This is a genomic window from Rhizobium esperanzae (genome assembly GCF_002204185.1).
Taxonomy (GTDB): Bacteria; Pseudomonadota; Alphaproteobacteria; order Rhizobiales; family Rhizobiaceae; genus Rhizobium; species Rhizobium esperanzae.
In genome coordinates this window covers 26,313-41,390 of the sequence record NZ_MXPU01000020.1, presented here as the reverse complement: position 1 = coordinate 41,390, position 15,078 = coordinate 26,313, and the positions used below count along the sequence as shown (strand labels likewise).

The 15,078-nt window shown below is 62.1% G+C and carries 11 protein-coding genes; 5 read left to right on the top strand and 6 right to left on the bottom strand.

Annotated features, from left to right (window positions below):
- Positions 1 to 336: 336 nt before the first annotated feature.
- Positions 337 to 1,365 carry a flagellar biosynthetic protein FliO gene (locus B5E41_RS25000; protein ID WP_088396500.1) on the bottom strand — a complete coding sequence of 343 codons (1,029 nt, stop codon included), beginning with the start codon at positions 1,363 to 1,365 and terminating at the stop codon, positions 337 to 339.
- 304 nt (positions 1,366 to 1,669) lie between these two features.
- Here B5E41_RS25000 and cckA point away from each other — a divergent pair, with 304 nt between their 5' ends.
- Positions 1,670 to 4,270, top strand: coding sequence for a cell cycle histidine kinase CckA (gene cckA / locus B5E41_RS24995; protein ID WP_088396499.1), 2,601 nt, complete (start codon positions 1,670 to 1,672; stop codon positions 4,268 to 4,270).
- A gap of 265 nt (positions 4,271 to 4,535) precedes the next feature.
- On the opposite strand, the gene B5E41_RS24985 is transcribed toward cckA, so the two are convergent.
- The gene (locus B5E41_RS24985) at positions 4,536 to 5,462 is read right to left on the bottom strand and encodes a pseudouridine-5'-phosphate glycosidase (protein WP_088396544.1); all 927 of its coding nucleotides are present in this window, start codon (positions 5,460 to 5,462) and stop codon (positions 4,536 to 4,538) included.
- Between the two features lie 88 nt (positions 5,463 to 5,550).
- Positions 5,551 to 6,495, bottom strand: a complete 945-nt coding sequence (locus tag B5E41_RS24980; protein WP_088396498.1) for a carbohydrate kinase family protein — start codon at positions 6,493 to 6,495, stop codon at positions 5,551 to 5,553.
- Positions 6,496 to 6,724: 229 nt separating this feature from the next.
- Between B5E41_RS24980 and recA the strand changes: the two genes are divergently transcribed.
- The 3 genes from recA to B5E41_RS24960 all read left to right on the top strand — a co-directional run bounded on the left by recA (position 6,725) and on the right by B5E41_RS24960 (position 11,854).
- Positions 6,725 to 7,813: a recombinase RecA gene (recA, locus tag B5E41_RS24975; protein WP_088396543.1), complete on the top strand. Its 1,089-nt coding sequence runs from the start codon at positions 6,725 to 6,727 to the stop codon at positions 7,811 to 7,813.
- 155 nt (positions 7,814 to 7,968) lie between these two features.
- Positions 7,969 to 10,623: an alanine--tRNA ligase gene (gene alaS / locus B5E41_RS24970; RefSeq protein ID WP_088396497.1), complete on the top strand. Its 2,655-nt coding sequence runs from the start codon at positions 7,969 to 7,971 to the stop codon at positions 10,621 to 10,623.
- 379 nt (positions 10,624 to 11,002) lie between these two features.
- Positions 11,003 to 11,854 carry an AraC family transcriptional regulator gene (locus B5E41_RS24960; RefSeq protein ID WP_088396496.1) on the top strand — a complete coding sequence of 284 codons (852 nt, stop codon included), beginning with the start codon at positions 11,003 to 11,005 and terminating at the stop codon, positions 11,852 to 11,854.
- 34 nt (positions 11,855 to 11,888) lie between these two features.
- On the opposite strand, the gene B5E41_RS24955 is transcribed toward B5E41_RS24960, so the two are convergent.
- The 3 genes from B5E41_RS24955 to B5E41_RS24945 form a co-directional block, all read right to left on the bottom strand.
- Positions 11,889 to 12,515, bottom strand: coding sequence for a glutathione S-transferase family protein (locus B5E41_RS24955; protein WP_088396495.1), 627 nt, complete (start codon positions 12,513 to 12,515; stop codon positions 11,889 to 11,891).
- A gap of 68 nt (positions 12,516 to 12,583) precedes the next feature.
- The gene (locus B5E41_RS24950; protein WP_088396494.1) at positions 12,584 to 13,030 is read right to left on the bottom strand and encodes a GNAT family N-acetyltransferase; all 447 of its coding nucleotides are present in this window, start codon (positions 13,028 to 13,030) and stop codon (positions 12,584 to 12,586) included.
- Between the two features lie 69 nt (positions 13,031 to 13,099).
- Positions 13,100 to 14,311, bottom strand: a complete 1,212-nt coding sequence (locus B5E41_RS24945; protein ID WP_088396493.1) for an NADP-dependent isocitrate dehydrogenase — start codon at positions 14,309 to 14,311, stop codon at positions 13,100 to 13,102.
- Positions 14,312 to 14,499: 188 nt separating this feature from the next.
- On the opposite strand from B5E41_RS24945, the gene B5E41_RS24940 reads away from it, so the two are divergent.
- Positions 14,500 to 15,030: a hypothetical protein gene (locus B5E41_RS24940; RefSeq protein ID WP_088396492.1), complete on the top strand. Its 531-nt coding sequence runs from the start codon at positions 14,500 to 14,502 to the stop codon at positions 15,028 to 15,030.
- Positions 15,031 to 15,078 lie beyond the last annotated feature (48 nt).

The window sequence follows — 15,078 nt, the reverse complement described above, 5'->3', positions numbered from 1 at the left end:
TGGCGATGTTGTGGGCGGCTGAAGAGCTGAGACAGCGGAGCTGCACATGGCACATTGTAACAATGCCAAACCGGTCTCTCGCCACCACCCGATGAACATGTTCGCATGCCGCCAGCGCGTCGCTTGCGACAATACGGGTGAAACTGGGGTGAGACCGGTATTTACTTAGGCAAAGTCTACCTCGAATGCGCCAACGCTCTTCAGCCTGATCGATAGCAAATGATCAGTGAGATAGGGAGTCCCCGAGGCATCGGTGACGTGAAAGCCGCAGCATTGCGGCTTTTATGCAACTTCATGACGAAGGCTGAGCGACGGCAACCGGATGTAAGCGCTGTCTTACTTGTCGCGATTGACACTCATTTCGCCGAAGATGCGGGCAACTTCTTTCTGCAGGTCGGTGTCGGCACCAGTGATGGGGGCAAGCTCGGGATCGCGGCGCGGCAGGTTGGCTGGCTGCGGTGCGGCCTGGCGAGGGGCCTGGTTTGCCGGGGCCGGCACGATGCGCTCGGCGGTCAGATTGTTCGACATTTCCTCTTCCAGCACCCGTTGGAAATCACGGCGGATCGCCGCTGCCGATTGCGCAGCCGCATCGTCCTCGGCCGTAGCGGCTGCGGCGCGGGGCGCCGGCATGTCCGGGGCAGAGACCTCGGGCTCGATGCGCTGCTGCGGCAGCACGCGCTGGCGGGCGGCATCCAGGATTTCGGCGGCGCTTGCGGTATCGCGGAACGATGCCGGTTGCACACCGGCGGGAGCAGAGGGACGCTCCGGCGCGCCCGCCAGGGGCGGGACAGCTCGTAGTGGTTGGTCGCGTTCGGCCGATAGAGGTGCCGTCGCGGGTTCTGGCGGAAGAGGGCTGGTGGCCACCGGCGGCGGCATGGTGGGTGGTGCCGGCGGCTCGGGACGCGGCCGCGGCTCCACGGCGGCAGGCGCAGCGAAGGAGGGCTCGGCGGCCGGCTCGGCGGCGGGGGTGACCGGCGCACGGGCGGCGGAAACAGGCGGCGTTTCCGGCCGCGGGACTGCAATCGGCCGCTCGGCGGCAGACTCCGGGCGTGAGAGGCTTTCCGGCTGTTCGGCCGGCTCCGGGAGGATGCGGCTTTCGATGACGATATCGGTCGGCCCGCCGATCATGATAAGATGCTCGACATCATCGCGGCGCACGAGCACCAGCCGGCGGCGGGCATCGACGGCTGCCGCATCCAGCACCTGCAGGCGGGGCTGACGGTTGCGGCCGCCGCGCACGAAGGGCGACGGAGCGCGGCCTCGCATCAGCCAGAGTGCCAGAATGAGCAGGAGGAGCGCCAAGCCGACGCCACCGGCCGCAAGCAGGAAACGGCTGCCATAGGCTGCGACAAGATCATCGAACATAGTTACTCACTCCATTTCACATTCGGCACATATTGACGACTTTTCCGTTCCTTAGGCAAGGGCAGCCGGTCCTGTCCAGCCATGCACGAAGGCGATTTCGTGTTATGCCGAATTGCAGCTGCCGGCTTGGCGCGAGCACTTGCCGCGGGCATCAGGCGCAGATGGCGCTCTTGCCTGTGAATTCAAGCGATCTTGCCGGCGACCGGTGTTTTTGCCGGCGTGGCAAATTGCTAAGAAGGAAAGAGCGCCTGATTCCCGCTTCTTGTTCGTGCTACGAGGTGGGAGGGGCTTATGCGAGGAATATATGACGAAACCGCGTCAGGTCGACGACTATAACGCACCGCTTGTGGATCGTGGGGGGCGTTCTGGCACGGTTTTGCGCATTCTTCTTCTGGCGCTCGTGCTGATCGCGGCCGCCGGGGCTTTTGTCGTCTTCAAGCGATCGCTCGACAACGAGATGGTGCTCGGCGGTCTCGGCGTTCTCGCCATGGTCGGCATCTTCTTCCTGGTATCTTCCGTTATCGGCTTCATCGAAGTGATGCCGCAGCGCCAGTCCGACAGCCTGGCGCGCACCTTCCTCAACAGCCACCCGGACGGCACGCTGATCACCGACGATAAGGGCCGGATCATCTATGCCAACGCCGCCTATGGCGCGCTGACCGGCGCGCGCAAGGCAACAGAAGTGCAGACGCTGGAAACGCTGCTGTCGCGGCACCGTGAATCCAACGAGGCGCTCTACCGGCTGGTCAATGGTCTGCGCGAGGGCAAGGAGGGTCGGGAGGAATTCCGCCTGCTGCGCGCCGTCGGGCCCGGCAGCAACAGCTCGGGCGCGCATTGGTACCGGCTGAAGGTGCGGCTGCTGCAGCCGGAGGATGATGGCGGCAAGCCGCTGCAGATCTGGCAAATCACCGACATCACCGCCGAACGCGACGATCAGGAGCGCTTCTTCAAGGAGCTGCAGAATGCGATCGACTATCTCGACCACGCGCCGGCCGGCTTCTTCTCCGCCGGCAGGAAGGGCGAGATCTTCTACCTGAATGCGACGCTTGCGGAGTGGCTGGGTCTCGACCTGACCAAGTTCCTGCCGGGCTCGATGTCGATCGGCGACCTGGTGGCGGGCGAGGGGCTGGCGCTGATCCAGTCGGTGCAGGCCGAGCCCGGCCTGAAAAAAACCGTGACGCTGGATCTCGATCTGCGTAAGACCAACGGCCAGAGTCTGCCGGTGCAGATCCTCCACAGCGTCACCTCGATGCGCGACGGCGCGCCGGGCGAAAGCCGGACGATCGTGCTGGCGCGTGGAAAGAGCAGCGAGAGCGGCCAGTCCGCTTCGGCTGCGGCCATGCGCTTCACCCGCTTCTTCAACAATACCCCGATGGCGATCGCCTCGGTCGACGGCGACGGACGCATCCTGCGCACCAACGCTCCGTTCCTGAAGCTGTTCTCCGGCATCGTCTCGCGCGACGACCTGGAAAAGGCGCCGTATCTCGAAACCATCGTGCAGGAGAGCGACCGACCGCAACTGGCCGCGGCGCTGACGGCCGCCAAGGACCGGCAGGGTGACATCCCGCCACTCGATACCCGCACGCCGACCGACGAGGCGCGCTATTTCCGCTTTTATGTCAACGCCGTCATCGATCAGAGCGACGAAGCGCCAGAAGAGGCGGCGATCGTCTATGCGGTCGAGGTGACCGAGCAGAAGGCGCTGGAAGCGCAGATGGCGCAGACGCAGAAGATGAACGCTGTCGGAACGCTCGCCGGCGGTATTGCGCATGACTTCAACAACGTCTTGACGGCGATCCTGCTTTCTTCCGATCATCTGCTGCTGCAGGCGCGTCCTTCCGATGCAAGCTTCGCCGATCTGATGGAGATCAAACGCAACGCCAACCGCGCCGCGGTGCTGGTGCGCCAGTTGCTTGCCTTCTCACGCAAGCAGACGATGCGGCCCTCGGTGCTGAACCTCACCGATGTCGTCGGCGACCTGCGCATGCTGGTCGATCGGCTGCTCTCGGGCACGAATGTCAAGCTCGATGTGCAATATGGCCGCGATCTCTGGCCCGTCAAAACGGACCTTTCGCAATTCGAGCAGGTGCTGATCAATCTCTGCGTCAATGCGCGCGACGCCATGCCCGACGGCGGAACGCTGACGTTGCGCACCCGCAATCTGACCGCTGCCGACGTCGCGGCCTTCAACTATTCTTACATGCCGGCCGAGGACATGGTGCTGGTCGAAGTCGCCGATACCGGTACAGGCATCGCGCCCGAGATCATGGACAAGATTTTCGAGCCCTTCTTCACCACCAAGGATGTCGGCAAGGGCACCGGGCTCGGTCTCGCCATGGTCTACGGTATCGTCAAACAGTCTGGCGGCTACATCCAGCCGGAATCCGAAGTCGGCAAAGGCACGACCTTCCGGGTCTTCCTACCGCGCCACGTCCCCGAGCCGGCGATTGCCGCGGAGGCGGGTTCGATCGACAACGCGATCAATGAAGTCCCAGCCGCCCCCGCGGTGGCCGCGCAGCAGCCGGAGGACCTGACCGGCTCGGCCGTCGTCCTTCTCGTCGAAGACGAGGAAGCGGTGCGCCGCGGCGGCAAGCGCATGCTGGAAACGCGTGGCTACACCGTGCACGAGGCGGGCTCGGGCGTCGAGGCGCTGAGCATCATGGAAGAGCTTGAGGGCAAGGTAGACATCGTCGTTTCCGACGTCGTCATGCCGGAAATGGACGGCCCGACGCTGCTGCGTGAGCTGCGTAAGAACTATCCCGATCTGAAATTCATCTTCGTCTCCGGCTACGCCGAGGACGCCTTTGCCCGCAACCTGCCGCCGGATGCGAAATTCGGGTTCCTGCCGAAGCCGTTTTCGCTGAAGCAGCTGGCTGTTGTCGTGAAGGAGACGCTGGACGGGTGAGGGAAGTGAGTGTTGAAGGGCACGCTGTGCCGTGCCGCACCCCCCTCTGCCCTGCCGGGCATCTCCCCCACAAGGAGGGAGATCGGCTGGGCGCAGCGGCTTCCCCAACCAAGTATCCATTGCAGCTTGGCGAAACGTTGATGTGAACCGAAGGTTTCGCAGCTTGTAATCTCCCCACCTGTGGGGGAGATGCCCGGCAGGGCAGAGGGGGGCTGGAACGGCACCACCTATCTGGGCAAGGCGGTTCCGGCCAGCCCCGTAGGCCTCACTCCCCCAGCGCCACGGCAATCTCTGCCGCCAGCCGCGCATTGTTTTCGACAAGCGCAATATTCGTTTTCAGGCTCTGGCCGTCCGTGAGATCGAAGATCGTCGAGAGCAGATACGGCGTCACCGCCTTGCCGGTCACTTCGTCGCGTTCAGCACTGTCGAGCGCGCGCTCGATATAGATCTCCATCTCTTCGCGCGGGATCTCGTCGGCTTCCGGCACCGGATTGGCGACGAGCATGCCGCCGTCGATACCGAGCTGTTCGCGCACCGTCTGGAAATTGGCGATGGCGGCCGGGCTGTTCAGAGACAGCGGGCTTGCTATGCCCGATGAGCGCGACCAGAAAGCCGGGAATTCTTCGCTCTCATAGGTGACAACAGGCACGCCGCGGGTTTCCAGCACTTCCAGCGTCTTCGGAATGTCGAGGATCGCCTTTGCGCCGGCGCAGACGACGATAACGCCGGTGCGCGCTAGCTCCTCGAGATCGGCTGATATATCGAAGCTTTCCTCGGCGCCGCGATGCACGCCGCCGATGCCGCCTGTGGCAAAGACACGAATGCCGGCGCGGGCCGCCGCGATCATCGTCGCCGCGACCGTGGTGGCGCCGGTGCGGCGCTCGGCGATCGCGAAGGCAAGATCGGCGCGCGACACCTTCATCACCTCGGTTGCCTTGGCAAGCTGCTCCAGTTGCGCGGCTTCAAGGCCGATATGCAGCGTGCCGTGGATGACCGCGATCGTCGCCGGCACCGCGCCCTGTTCGCGAATGATCGTCTCGACGCTGCGCGCCATTTCGATATTGCCGGGATAGGGCATGCCATGGGTGATGATGGTCGATTCCAGCGCCACCAGCGGCGCGCCGCGCTGCTTGGCGCTGGCGACCTCCTTCGAATAGGCGATCGGCAGAAGAGGGGAGATGGGCTTGGTCATGATCTTGTCCTGTGATCGGGAGAGCATGATAGCGAAAAGCGTGGCGGCTCTCGAACGGCATCATGCTCAACTCTTTAATTCAGTCGCTTCAATGTAGAATTCTGACCTCGGGAACAAGGGCAAGCGCCTCATTCAAGAGGTCCGGCGTCAGATTTTCGTTGACGGCGTGCCGCGACTGCACCGTGAGCGCTGCCGCCGCCGCGCCGTGGCGAATGGCCTCCTCAAGCGGCAGGCCTGATATCAAGGCGGCGAGCGTGCCGGCAGCAAGGGAATCGCCGGCGCCCGTAACATCGGCGACGGTATCGGCGATTGGCGGCTGCAGCGCCACGGCGCGGTCTTTGCAAATCGCAACGAGCTCGCGCCGGCCGCGGGTGACGACGGCGTTTCTGATGCCGATCTCGTTCAGGAGCGGCAGCCAGCCGCCCGAATCCTCCGGCTGCACGCCGGTAACGGCAGCGGCTTCGGCCTCGTTCAGGAACAGATAGTCGATATCTCCAATGCAGGGTTTCAGCCGGACCACCTTGGCCGGCGAGATGGCGATGGCCGCGACGGGTTTGGCCAGGGAGTTCGCCTTGGCGACAATCGCCGCGATCGTCTCTTCCGGCAGATTGGCGTCGACGAGAATGAAATCATGGGCGGCGAAGGCCTCGCGCACCCAGCGGATGGACAGGCGCCGCGGCACGAAGAACCGATAGAGATCCATGTCGGCAAGGGCGATCACGAGGTCGCCGTTGTTCTCGATGATCGCTGTGTAGCTCGGTGTCTTGCGGTCGAGGAAGACGAAGGGGCGGTCGTCGATGCCGGCGAAATCGGCAGCTTCGCCGACCATTTCGCCGAAGGGATCGCCGCCGCGCGGCGAGATCATCGTCACGTGAAAGCCCAGTCTTGCAAGGTTGCGCGCCGCATTGAAACCGCCGCCGCCCGGCTCCTCGAACCAGGTGCCGGGATTGCTGGCGCCTGGCGCCGTTTCGCGGGAGATGCGGCCACGCCTGTCGATATGGGCACCGCCGAGAACGAGAATCTTTTTCATCAACTCACCCGCTCTCATGACCCGCGAAGGGCGAATCGAAGCGTTCCGCCTGGCTGCGACAAAGCCGGCTTATATGGTCTAAGCCGTTGCTTTGCATTGATAAAACAAATGTAGAACACGGACCGTTTTGCCTTTTTCTTTCAAATGTTTGTACGCCTATTGCGGGAATGGAACAAATCGGGTACAAACTCGACATTGCTTGAGCGGCTTCAATAACCTAAAGGTGGATCGGATGTCTCAGAATTCATTGCGGCTGGTAGAGGACAAATCGGTGGACAAAAGCAAGGCGCTTGAAGCGGCACTCTCACAGATAGAGCGGTCGTTCGGCAAGGGCTCGATCATGAAACTCGGTTCCAACGAGAATGTTGTCGAGATCGAGACGATTTCGACCGGTTCGCTTGGGCTCGATATCGCGCTTGGCGTCGGCGGCCTGCCGAAGGGCCGCATCATCGAGATCTACGGGCCGGAAAGCTCGGGCAAGACGACGCTTGCGCTGCAGACCATCGCGGAATCGCAGAAGAAGGGCGGCATCTGCGCCTTCGTCGATGCCGAACACGCGCTCGATCCGGTCTATGCCCGCAAGCTGGGCGTCGATCTCCAGAACCTTCTGATCTCGCAGCCCGATACCGGCGAGCAGGCGCTTGAGATCACCGATACGCTGGTGCGCTCCGGTGCCGTCGACGTTCTCGTCGTCGACTCGGTCGCCGCACTGACGCCACGCGCCGAAATCGAAGGCGAAATGGGCGACAGCCTTCCCGGCCTGCAGGCGCGTCTGATGAGCCAGGCGCTGCGCAAACTCACCGCCTCGATCTCGAAGTCGAATACCATGGTGATCTTCATCAACCAGATCCGCATGAAGATCGGCGTCATGTTCGGTTCGCCTGAGACAACGACCGGTGGCAATGCGCTGAAATTCTATGCCTCCGTGCGCCTCGACATCCGCCGCATTGGCTCGGTCAAGGAGCGCGAAGAAGTGGTCGGCAACCAGACCCGCGTCAAAGTCGTCAAGAACAAGATGGCGCCTCCCTTCAAGCAGGTCGAGTTCGACATCATGTATGGCGAAGGCGTGTCGAAGACGGGCGAACTCGTCGATCTCGGCGTCAAGGCCGGTATCGTCGAGAAGTCGGGCGCCTGGTTCTCCTATAACAGCCAGCGTCTTGGTCAGGGCCGCGAAAATGCCAAGACCTTTCTGCGCGACAATCCGGATCTCGCTCGCGAGATCGAGCTGGCGCTGCGCCAGAATGCCGGCCTGATCGCCGACCGGTTCCTTCAGAATGGCGGTCCGGATGCCGATGACGGCGATGCTGCCGTGGAAATGTAATTTTCGCGCTTGAACTTGTTCTGATATCTCAGCCGGCCGCATTCCCTCATCAGAATGCGGCCGGTTTTGTTTGTCGGCTGGACAGTGGCGGAGGTGAACGTTAAAAGCCGATGGATTTGAAATTATCTGCCTCCGGCAGCATTGAAGGGCATAGAATGAGCGGCGTGAACGATATCCGGTCGACCTTCCTCGACTATTTCAAGAAGAACGGCCACGAGATCGTTCCGTCCAGTCCGCTCGTGCCGCGCAACGACCCGACGCTGATGTTCACCAATGCCGGCATGGTGCAGTTCAAGAACGTCTTCACCGGCCTTGAGAAACGTCCTTATGCGACGGCGACAACCTCGCAGAAATGCGTGCGCGCCGGCGGCAAGCACAACGACCTCGACAATGTCGGCTATACCGCGCGTCACCTGACCTTCTTCGAAATGCTCGGCAATTTCTCCTTCGGCGACTATTTCAAGGAGAATGCAATCGAGCTTGCCTGGAAGCTCGTGACCGAAGGTTTCGACCTGCCGAAGCATCGCCTGCTGGTGACCGTCTATTCCGAAGACGAGGAAGCCGCAGCGCTGTGGAAGAAGATCGCCGGTTTTTCCGACGACAAGATCATCCGCATCCCGACCTCCGACAATTTCTGGCAGATGGGCGATACCGGCCCCTGCGGCCCGTGCTCGGAAATCTTCATCGACCAGGGCGAGAATGTCTGGGGCGGTCCTCCTGGTTCGCCTGAGGAAGACGGCGACCGGTTTCTGGAATTCTGGAACCTTGTTTTCATGCAGTTCGAGCAGACGGAGCCGGGTGTTCGCAATCCGCTGCCGCGTCCGTCGATCGACACCGGCATGGGCCTGGAGCGCATGGCCTGCATCCTCCAGGGCGTTCAGAGCGTCTTCGATACAGATCTTTTCCGCACGCTGACCGGCACCATCGAGGATACGATAGGAGTCAAGGCGGAAGGCAGCGCCAGCCACCGCGTCATCGCGGACCATCTGCGCTCCTCGGCCTTCCTGATCGCCGATGGCGTGCTGCCGTCGAATGAGGGTCGCGGTTACGTGCTGCGCCGTATCATGCGCCGCGCCATGCGGCATGCCCAGCTTCTCGGCGCCAAGGAGCCGCTGATGTACAAGCTGCTGCCGACGCTGGTGCAGGAGATGGGCCGCGCCTATCCGGAACTCGTGCGCGCCGAGGCGCTGATCTCGGAGACGCTGAAGCTCGAAGAAGGCCGCTTCCGCAAGACGCTGGAGCGTGGCCTGTCGCTGCTCTCGGACGCGACCGCTGATCTCGACAAGGGCGACATGCTGGATGGCGAGACCGCCTTCAAGCTTTACGACACCTACGGCTTCCCGCTCGACCTGACGCAAGACGCCCTGCGCGCTCGCGAGATCGGCGTCGACATCGCTGGCTTCACCAATGCCATGGAGCGCCAGAAGGCCGAAGCCCGCTCGCACTGGGCCGGCTCCGGCGAGAAGGCAACCGAAACCGTCTGGTTCGAGCTTAAGGAAAAGCATGGCGCAACCGAGTTCCTCGGTTACGACACAGAAGCCGCCGAAGGCGTGGTGCAGGCGATCGTTAGGGACGGCGCCGTTGCTGCGGAGGCCAAGGCCGGCGATAAGGTGCAGATCGTCGTCAACCAGACGCCGTTCTACGGCGAATCCGGCGGCCAGATGGGCGATACGGGCGTGATCTCATCCGACCACGGCAAGATCGAGGTATCGGACACGCAGAAGAGGGGCGAAGGCCTGTTCGTGCATCTGGGCACTGTCATCGAAGGCGTGGTCAAGGATGGCGATGCTGTCGCGTTGACGGTCGATCACGCCCGCCGTTCGCGACTGCGCGCCAATCATTCGGCGACGCACCTGCTGCATGAGGCGCTGCGCGAAGTGCTGGGTACCCACGTGGCTCAAAAGGGTTCGCTGGTTGCGCCCGAGCGTCTACGCTTCGACGTTTCGCATCCGAAGCCGATGACGCCTGAAGAGCTGAAGATCGTCGAGGATATGGCAAACGAAATCGTGCTGCAGAATTCGCCGGTCACCACGCGGTTGATGAGCGTCGACGATGCGATCGCCGAAGGCGCGATGGCGCTGTTCGGCGAGAAATACGGCGATGAGGTGCGGGTCGTCTCGATGGGCACAGGCCTTCATGGCGCAAAGAGCAACAAGCCTTACTCGGTCGAGCTTTGCGGCGGCACGCATGTGTCGGCGACCGGCCAGATCGGCCTCGTTCGCATCCTTGGCGAAAGCGCCGTCGGCGCCGGCGTTCGCCGCCTTGAGGCGGTGACCGGCGAATCGGCGCGCGAGTATCTCGCCGAACAGGATGATCGTGTGAAGACGCTCGCGGCCTCGCTGAAAGTTCAGCCGTCGGAAGTTCTTTCGCGCGTTGAGGCGCTGATCGACGAGCGCCGCAAGCTGGAAAAGGAATTGGCCGATGCCAAGCGCAAGCTCGCCATGGGTGGCGGGCAGGGCGGCTCGGGCGATGCCGTGCGCGAGGTCGCTGGAGTGAAATTCCTCGGTAAGGCCATGGCCGGCGTCGATCCGAAGGACCTAAAGGGTCTTGCCGATGACGGCAAGGCCAGCATCGGTTCCGGCATCGTGACGCTGATCGGTGTATCCGAAGATGGCAAGGCGAGCGCTGTCGTTGCGGTGACGCCGGATCTCGTTGAGCGTTTCAGTGCTGTCGATCTGGTGCGTGTTGCCTCAGCCGCCCTCGGCGGCAAAGGCGGCGGCGGCCGTCCCGACATGGCGCAGGCTGGTGGTCCGGATGGATCGAAGGCCGATGAAGCGATCGAGGCAGTGGCTCTGGCGCTCGCCGGTTGAGTTTGACGGTTCATTCCTAAGCCGTAAGGTCGGCTTCCGCCTTAGCTTGGTGGTGAACGTTCTTGATTCGGCGTTCTCCAAGACCTCCCTCATTCCTGTGTCCTCAGGGCTTCGCCCGAGGGATGTCACATGAATCCAGTGCGCCCAAGTCTTTGGGCGTGACAGAGTTTTTCTTTAGATACTGGTTCATTCACGGCGCGGACGCGCCGTGGCTGGATTCCTGTGACGGGCACGGGAATGAGAAGGTGAGGCAGCGTAGTCGGCAATAGCGATGCTTCTCCTGCCGCGTAGCATTGGCGCTCCGCAGCCAGCAATTCCGCAAGATTTGTCAAATCGATATATGGTTCTCTGCAGCCGATCGATTTGCATGAGGTTTGACATGAATGGCGAAACGGCATGGGCGCTCTATGAAAGCCGTCTGAGACGGGTTTCTGCCTATATTCACGACCACCTCGACGAGGAGCTTGATATGGAGCGCCTGGCTGAGATCGCCTGCCTGTCGAGCTATCACTGGCACAGGATCTACCGGGCGATTTACGGCGAGACGCTGGCGGCCACCGTCAAGCGGCTGAGGTTGCATCGCGCGGCGGGCGAGATCGTCGGCACGGAGCTTGCCGTTAGTGAGATTGCGAAACGATCAGGCTATCCCAATCTCCAATCCTTCAATCGCATTTTCAAGTCGGTCTACGGCATGCCGCCGGCCCGTTATCGGAAAGAGGGAAGCCACACAGCCTTTAAACCCTCACCTAACGGAAAGACCCAAACCATGTTCGACGTTACCATACGTGAGATCGCGCCGACCGAGCTGATCGGCGTCGCCCATACCGGCTCTTATATGCAGATCGGCAAAGCCTTCGAGACATTGTTCGGTACGCTTTACGCCCGCGGCCTCGCCAGGCCCGACATGAGGATGATCGGTGTCTATCTCGACGATCCCGATATCGTGCCGGCCGAACAGCTGCGCTCGATCGCCTGCGTCACCGGCGTTTCCGCGGGGTCGGCCGAAGCGCCGTTCGAGCGAAGCAGGATCGACGGCGGCACCTATGCCGTGCTGCGTCACAAAGGTCCCTATGCCGACATGCACACGGCTTATCAGTGGCTTTATGGGGAATGGCTGCCCAAATCAGGACGGCAGTTGAAGGACAGCGTTATGTTCGAGGAATATCTCAACAACCCACGCGACGTGCCGCCGACCGAGCTGATGACGGATATCCATATGCCGCTTGCCTGAGGGCTGACATCCCGGCGCGGCGCGGCGATGACGATCAGGCGGCCTGCATCGTCTTGCCGGCCTCGTCGTCCAGTGCTTTGGCGCGCTTATAGGCGTCACGCTCGCTGACGCGGCCGAAGTAATCGACGAACGCCTGGCGTTTTTCGATGGAACCGAAGCCGAGGCCCCAGCCGATATGCGCGCCGACATAGACGTCGGCGGCGGTGAAGCGCTCGCCGGTGACATAAGTCGAGCCGGAAACGGCCATTTCGAGCGTGTTCATGACGTCGCCGAAACCGCCGCAGCCGGCCATGCGGAGGCGTTCTGCTGGAATTTCGAAGCCGAGCGCCTTCATCGTCACCGCCGATTCCAGCGGGCCGGCGGCAAAGAACATCCAGCGGTAGTAGCGGGCGCGCTCTTCCTGCTTGGGGGCCAAACCTTTTTCGGGGAAGGTCTCGGCGAGATAGGCACAGATCGCTGCGCATTCAGTGACGACGGTGTTGCCATGGCGGATCGCCGGCACCTTGCCCATCGGATTGACACGGAGATATTCCGGCGCCTTCATGCTTTCACCGAAGGTCAGGAGTTCGGTGCGGTAGGGCTGGCCGATCTCCTCCAGCATCCAGCGCGCGATGCGGCCGCGCGACATCGGGTTTGTGTAGAATACCAATTCTTCGGTCATGACATCCTCCTCCTGTTGCGTCGCTCGGAATCAATAGCGCGGGGAGGTCTTTGTGCAACCCCCGATCTTCAAAGAGCCTTGCGGTACTGGATGAAGCCTGAGCGCTCGGCGATCTTGTCGTAGAGCCGCCTCGCCGTGGCATTCGTTTCATGCGTCATCCAATAAAGCCTGCCTGCGCCGTTTTGACGGGCAAGATCGGCGACCGCATCGATCAGCGCGGCGCCGGTACCGAGCCCGCGCTGGCTGTTTTCGACATAGAGATCCTGCAGGTAGCACGTCCATTGCGGCAGCCAGCAGGAGCGGTGAAAGATGGCATGGACGATGCCGACGAGGCGGCCGTCTCCATCGAAGGCGCCGAGCGCATGCATCGGTTCGCTGGGATCGTGGAAGCGGCCCCAGGTGAGATCGGTGGTTTCGGGTGGGATGACCACTTCGTAGAAGCGCTGATACGCCTCCCACAGGGTTTCCCAAGCGGCGCGGTCGGATGGTTCCAGCGGGCGTACGGTCGCCGTCATCAGCTGTTCTCCCAAAATGAAACGGCGGGGAAATCCCCGCCGTTTCGATGCTATCCCGAAAGAGGAGGCTTACGCCATCGCCTTCTGCAGGTTCTGGTCGATCTTGTCGAGGAAGGCGGTGGTCGACAGCCACGGCTGGTCGGGGCCGATCAAGAGCGCCAGGTCCTTGGTCATGAAGCCGGATTCGACGGTATCGACGCAGACCTTTTCGAGCGTCGAAGCGAAGCGGCCAAGCTCGGCGTTGTCGTCGAGCTTGGCGCGATGGGCGAGGCCGCGGGTCCAGGCGAAGATCGAGGCGATCGAGTTCGTCGAGGTTTCCTGGCCCTTCTGGTGCTGGCGGTAATGGCGGGTAACCGTGCCGTGGGCGGCTTCGGCTTCCACCGTCTTGCCATCCGGCGTCAGCAGCACCGAGGTCATCAGGCCGAGCGAGCCGAAGCCCTGGGCAACCGTGTCAGACTGGACGTCGCCGTCATAGTTCTTGCAGGCCCAGACATAACCGCCCGACCACTTGAGCGCCGAGGCGACCATGTCGTCGATCAGACGGTGTTCATAGGTGATGCCGGCTTCCTTGAACTGATCCTTGAATTCTGTCTCGTAGACTTCCTCGAAGATGTCCTTGAAGCGGCCGTCATAGGCTTTGAGGATGGTGTTCTTGGTCGACAGGTAGACCGGCCATTTGCGCATCAGGCCGTACATCATCGAGGCGCGGGCGAATTCGCGGATCGATTCATCGAGGTTGTACATGGCCATGGCGACGCCGGCGCCCGGCGCGTTGAAGACTTCCTTCTCGATGACGGTGCCGTCTTCGCCGACGAACTTGATCGTCAGCTTGCCCTTGCCGGGGAACTTGAAGTCGGTGGCGCGGTACTGGTCGCCGAAGGCGTGGCGGCCGACGACGATCGGCTGGGTCCAGCCGGGAACCAGGCGCGGCACGTTCTTGCAGATGATCGGCTCGCGGAAGATGACGCCGCCGAGGATGTTGCGGATCGTGCCGTTCGGGCTCTTCCACATTTCCTTGAGGTTGAATTCCTTGACGCGGGCCTCATCCGGCGTGATCGTCGCGCACTTGATGCCGACGCCGTACTTCTTGATGGCATTGGCGGCGTCGACGGTCACCTGGTCGTTGGTGGCGTCGCGGTTTTCGACGGAGAGGTCGAAATAGTCGATATCGAGGTCGAGATACGGATGGATCAGCTTATCCTTGATGAGCTGCCAGATGATGCGCGTCATTTCATCGCCGTCGAGATCGGCGACGGGATTGGCGACCTTGATCTTGTTCATGTATCTGCCTCGTTCGAGCTTGAAGGGGACAAGCGTCCCGGGTGGGTGACCTGATGAGGAGCGCTATAGCACTGTGAACCGGGAACGCAAAGCTGCAACGGGTTTCACAATGCGTTTTTGCCGGCATTGCCAAGCGCTGAAATCTGGCTAGTGTCCGCGTTGATTTGCCCGCCCCGGAACATTCGATCATGAAGACAATCGCCGTTGTTATCGCAAGCCTTATCGCCTTTTCAGGCGCCGCCCACGCGGCCGATGCCACGGCTCCCGTGAAGGAGATCATGGACGCAACCAGGAGCAACTGGGCCGACAACAATAGCGACTGGACCGACATCTTCGATGCGAGCCGGCTCGACCAACTCTACAGCAAGGACTTCATCGCAAAATATCAGGCGGCTGCGCAATTTCCCGCCGGCGACGACGACGACGGCATATCGCCCTTCGATTACGATGTCATCGTCAACGGCCAGGATGCATGCCCGCTGGAGGATCTGACGATGGCGGCTGCGCCCCCGGTCAACGGGACGACCGAGGTCACGGTGCGCTTCAAGAAATCCGCCTGCGCGGACACTCCTGACGCCAAGGACTACACAACCGTTCGCTTCGAGGTGGTCGAGGAGGCTGGCCAAGCCGTCATCGATGATATCGTCACCGAGAATATCGAAACGCAGGGCCGCGATTCCCTGAAGGCGACGATGGCGCTGATTGCCAAGGGCCAATAGGCGCGCGACAGTCGCGAGCGTCGAGATTCGATCGCGGGCGATTTGCTT

Coding starts and splice junctions, on each gene's coding strand:
- alaS (WP_088396497.1), top strand. CDS start 7,969: ATGAGCGGCGTGAACGATATCCGGTCGACCTTCCTCGACTATTTCAAG.
- recA (WP_088396543.1), top strand. CDS start 6,725: ATGTCTCAGAATTCATTGCGGCTGGTAGAGGACAAATCGGTGGACAAA.
- B5E41_RS24985 (WP_088396544.1), bottom strand. CDS start 5,462: ATGACCAAGCCCATCTCCCCTCTTCTGCCGATCGCCTATTCGAAGGAG.
- B5E41_RS24955 (WP_088396495.1), bottom strand. CDS start 12,515: ATGACCGAAGAATTGGTATTCTACACAAACCCGATGTCGCGCGGCCGC.
- cckA (WP_088396499.1), top strand. CDS start 1,670: ATGACGAAACCGCGTCAGGTCGACGACTATAACGCACCGCTTGTGGAT.
- B5E41_RS24960 (WP_088396496.1), top strand. CDS start 11,003: ATGAATGGCGAAACGGCATGGGCGCTCTATGAAAGCCGTCTGAGACGG.
- B5E41_RS25000 (WP_088396500.1), bottom strand. CDS start 1,365: ATGTTCGATGATCTTGTCGCAGCCTATGGCAGCCGTTTCCTGCTTGCG.
- B5E41_RS24950 (WP_088396494.1), bottom strand. CDS start 13,030: ATGACGGCGACCGTACGCCCGCTGGAACCATCCGACCGCGCCGCTTGG.
- B5E41_RS24940 (WP_088396492.1), top strand. CDS start 14,500: ATGAAGACAATCGCCGTTGTTATCGCAAGCCTTATCGCCTTTTCAGGC.
- B5E41_RS24945 (WP_088396493.1), bottom strand. CDS start 14,311: ATGAACAAGATCAAGGTCGCCAATCCCGTCGCCGATCTCGACGGCGAT.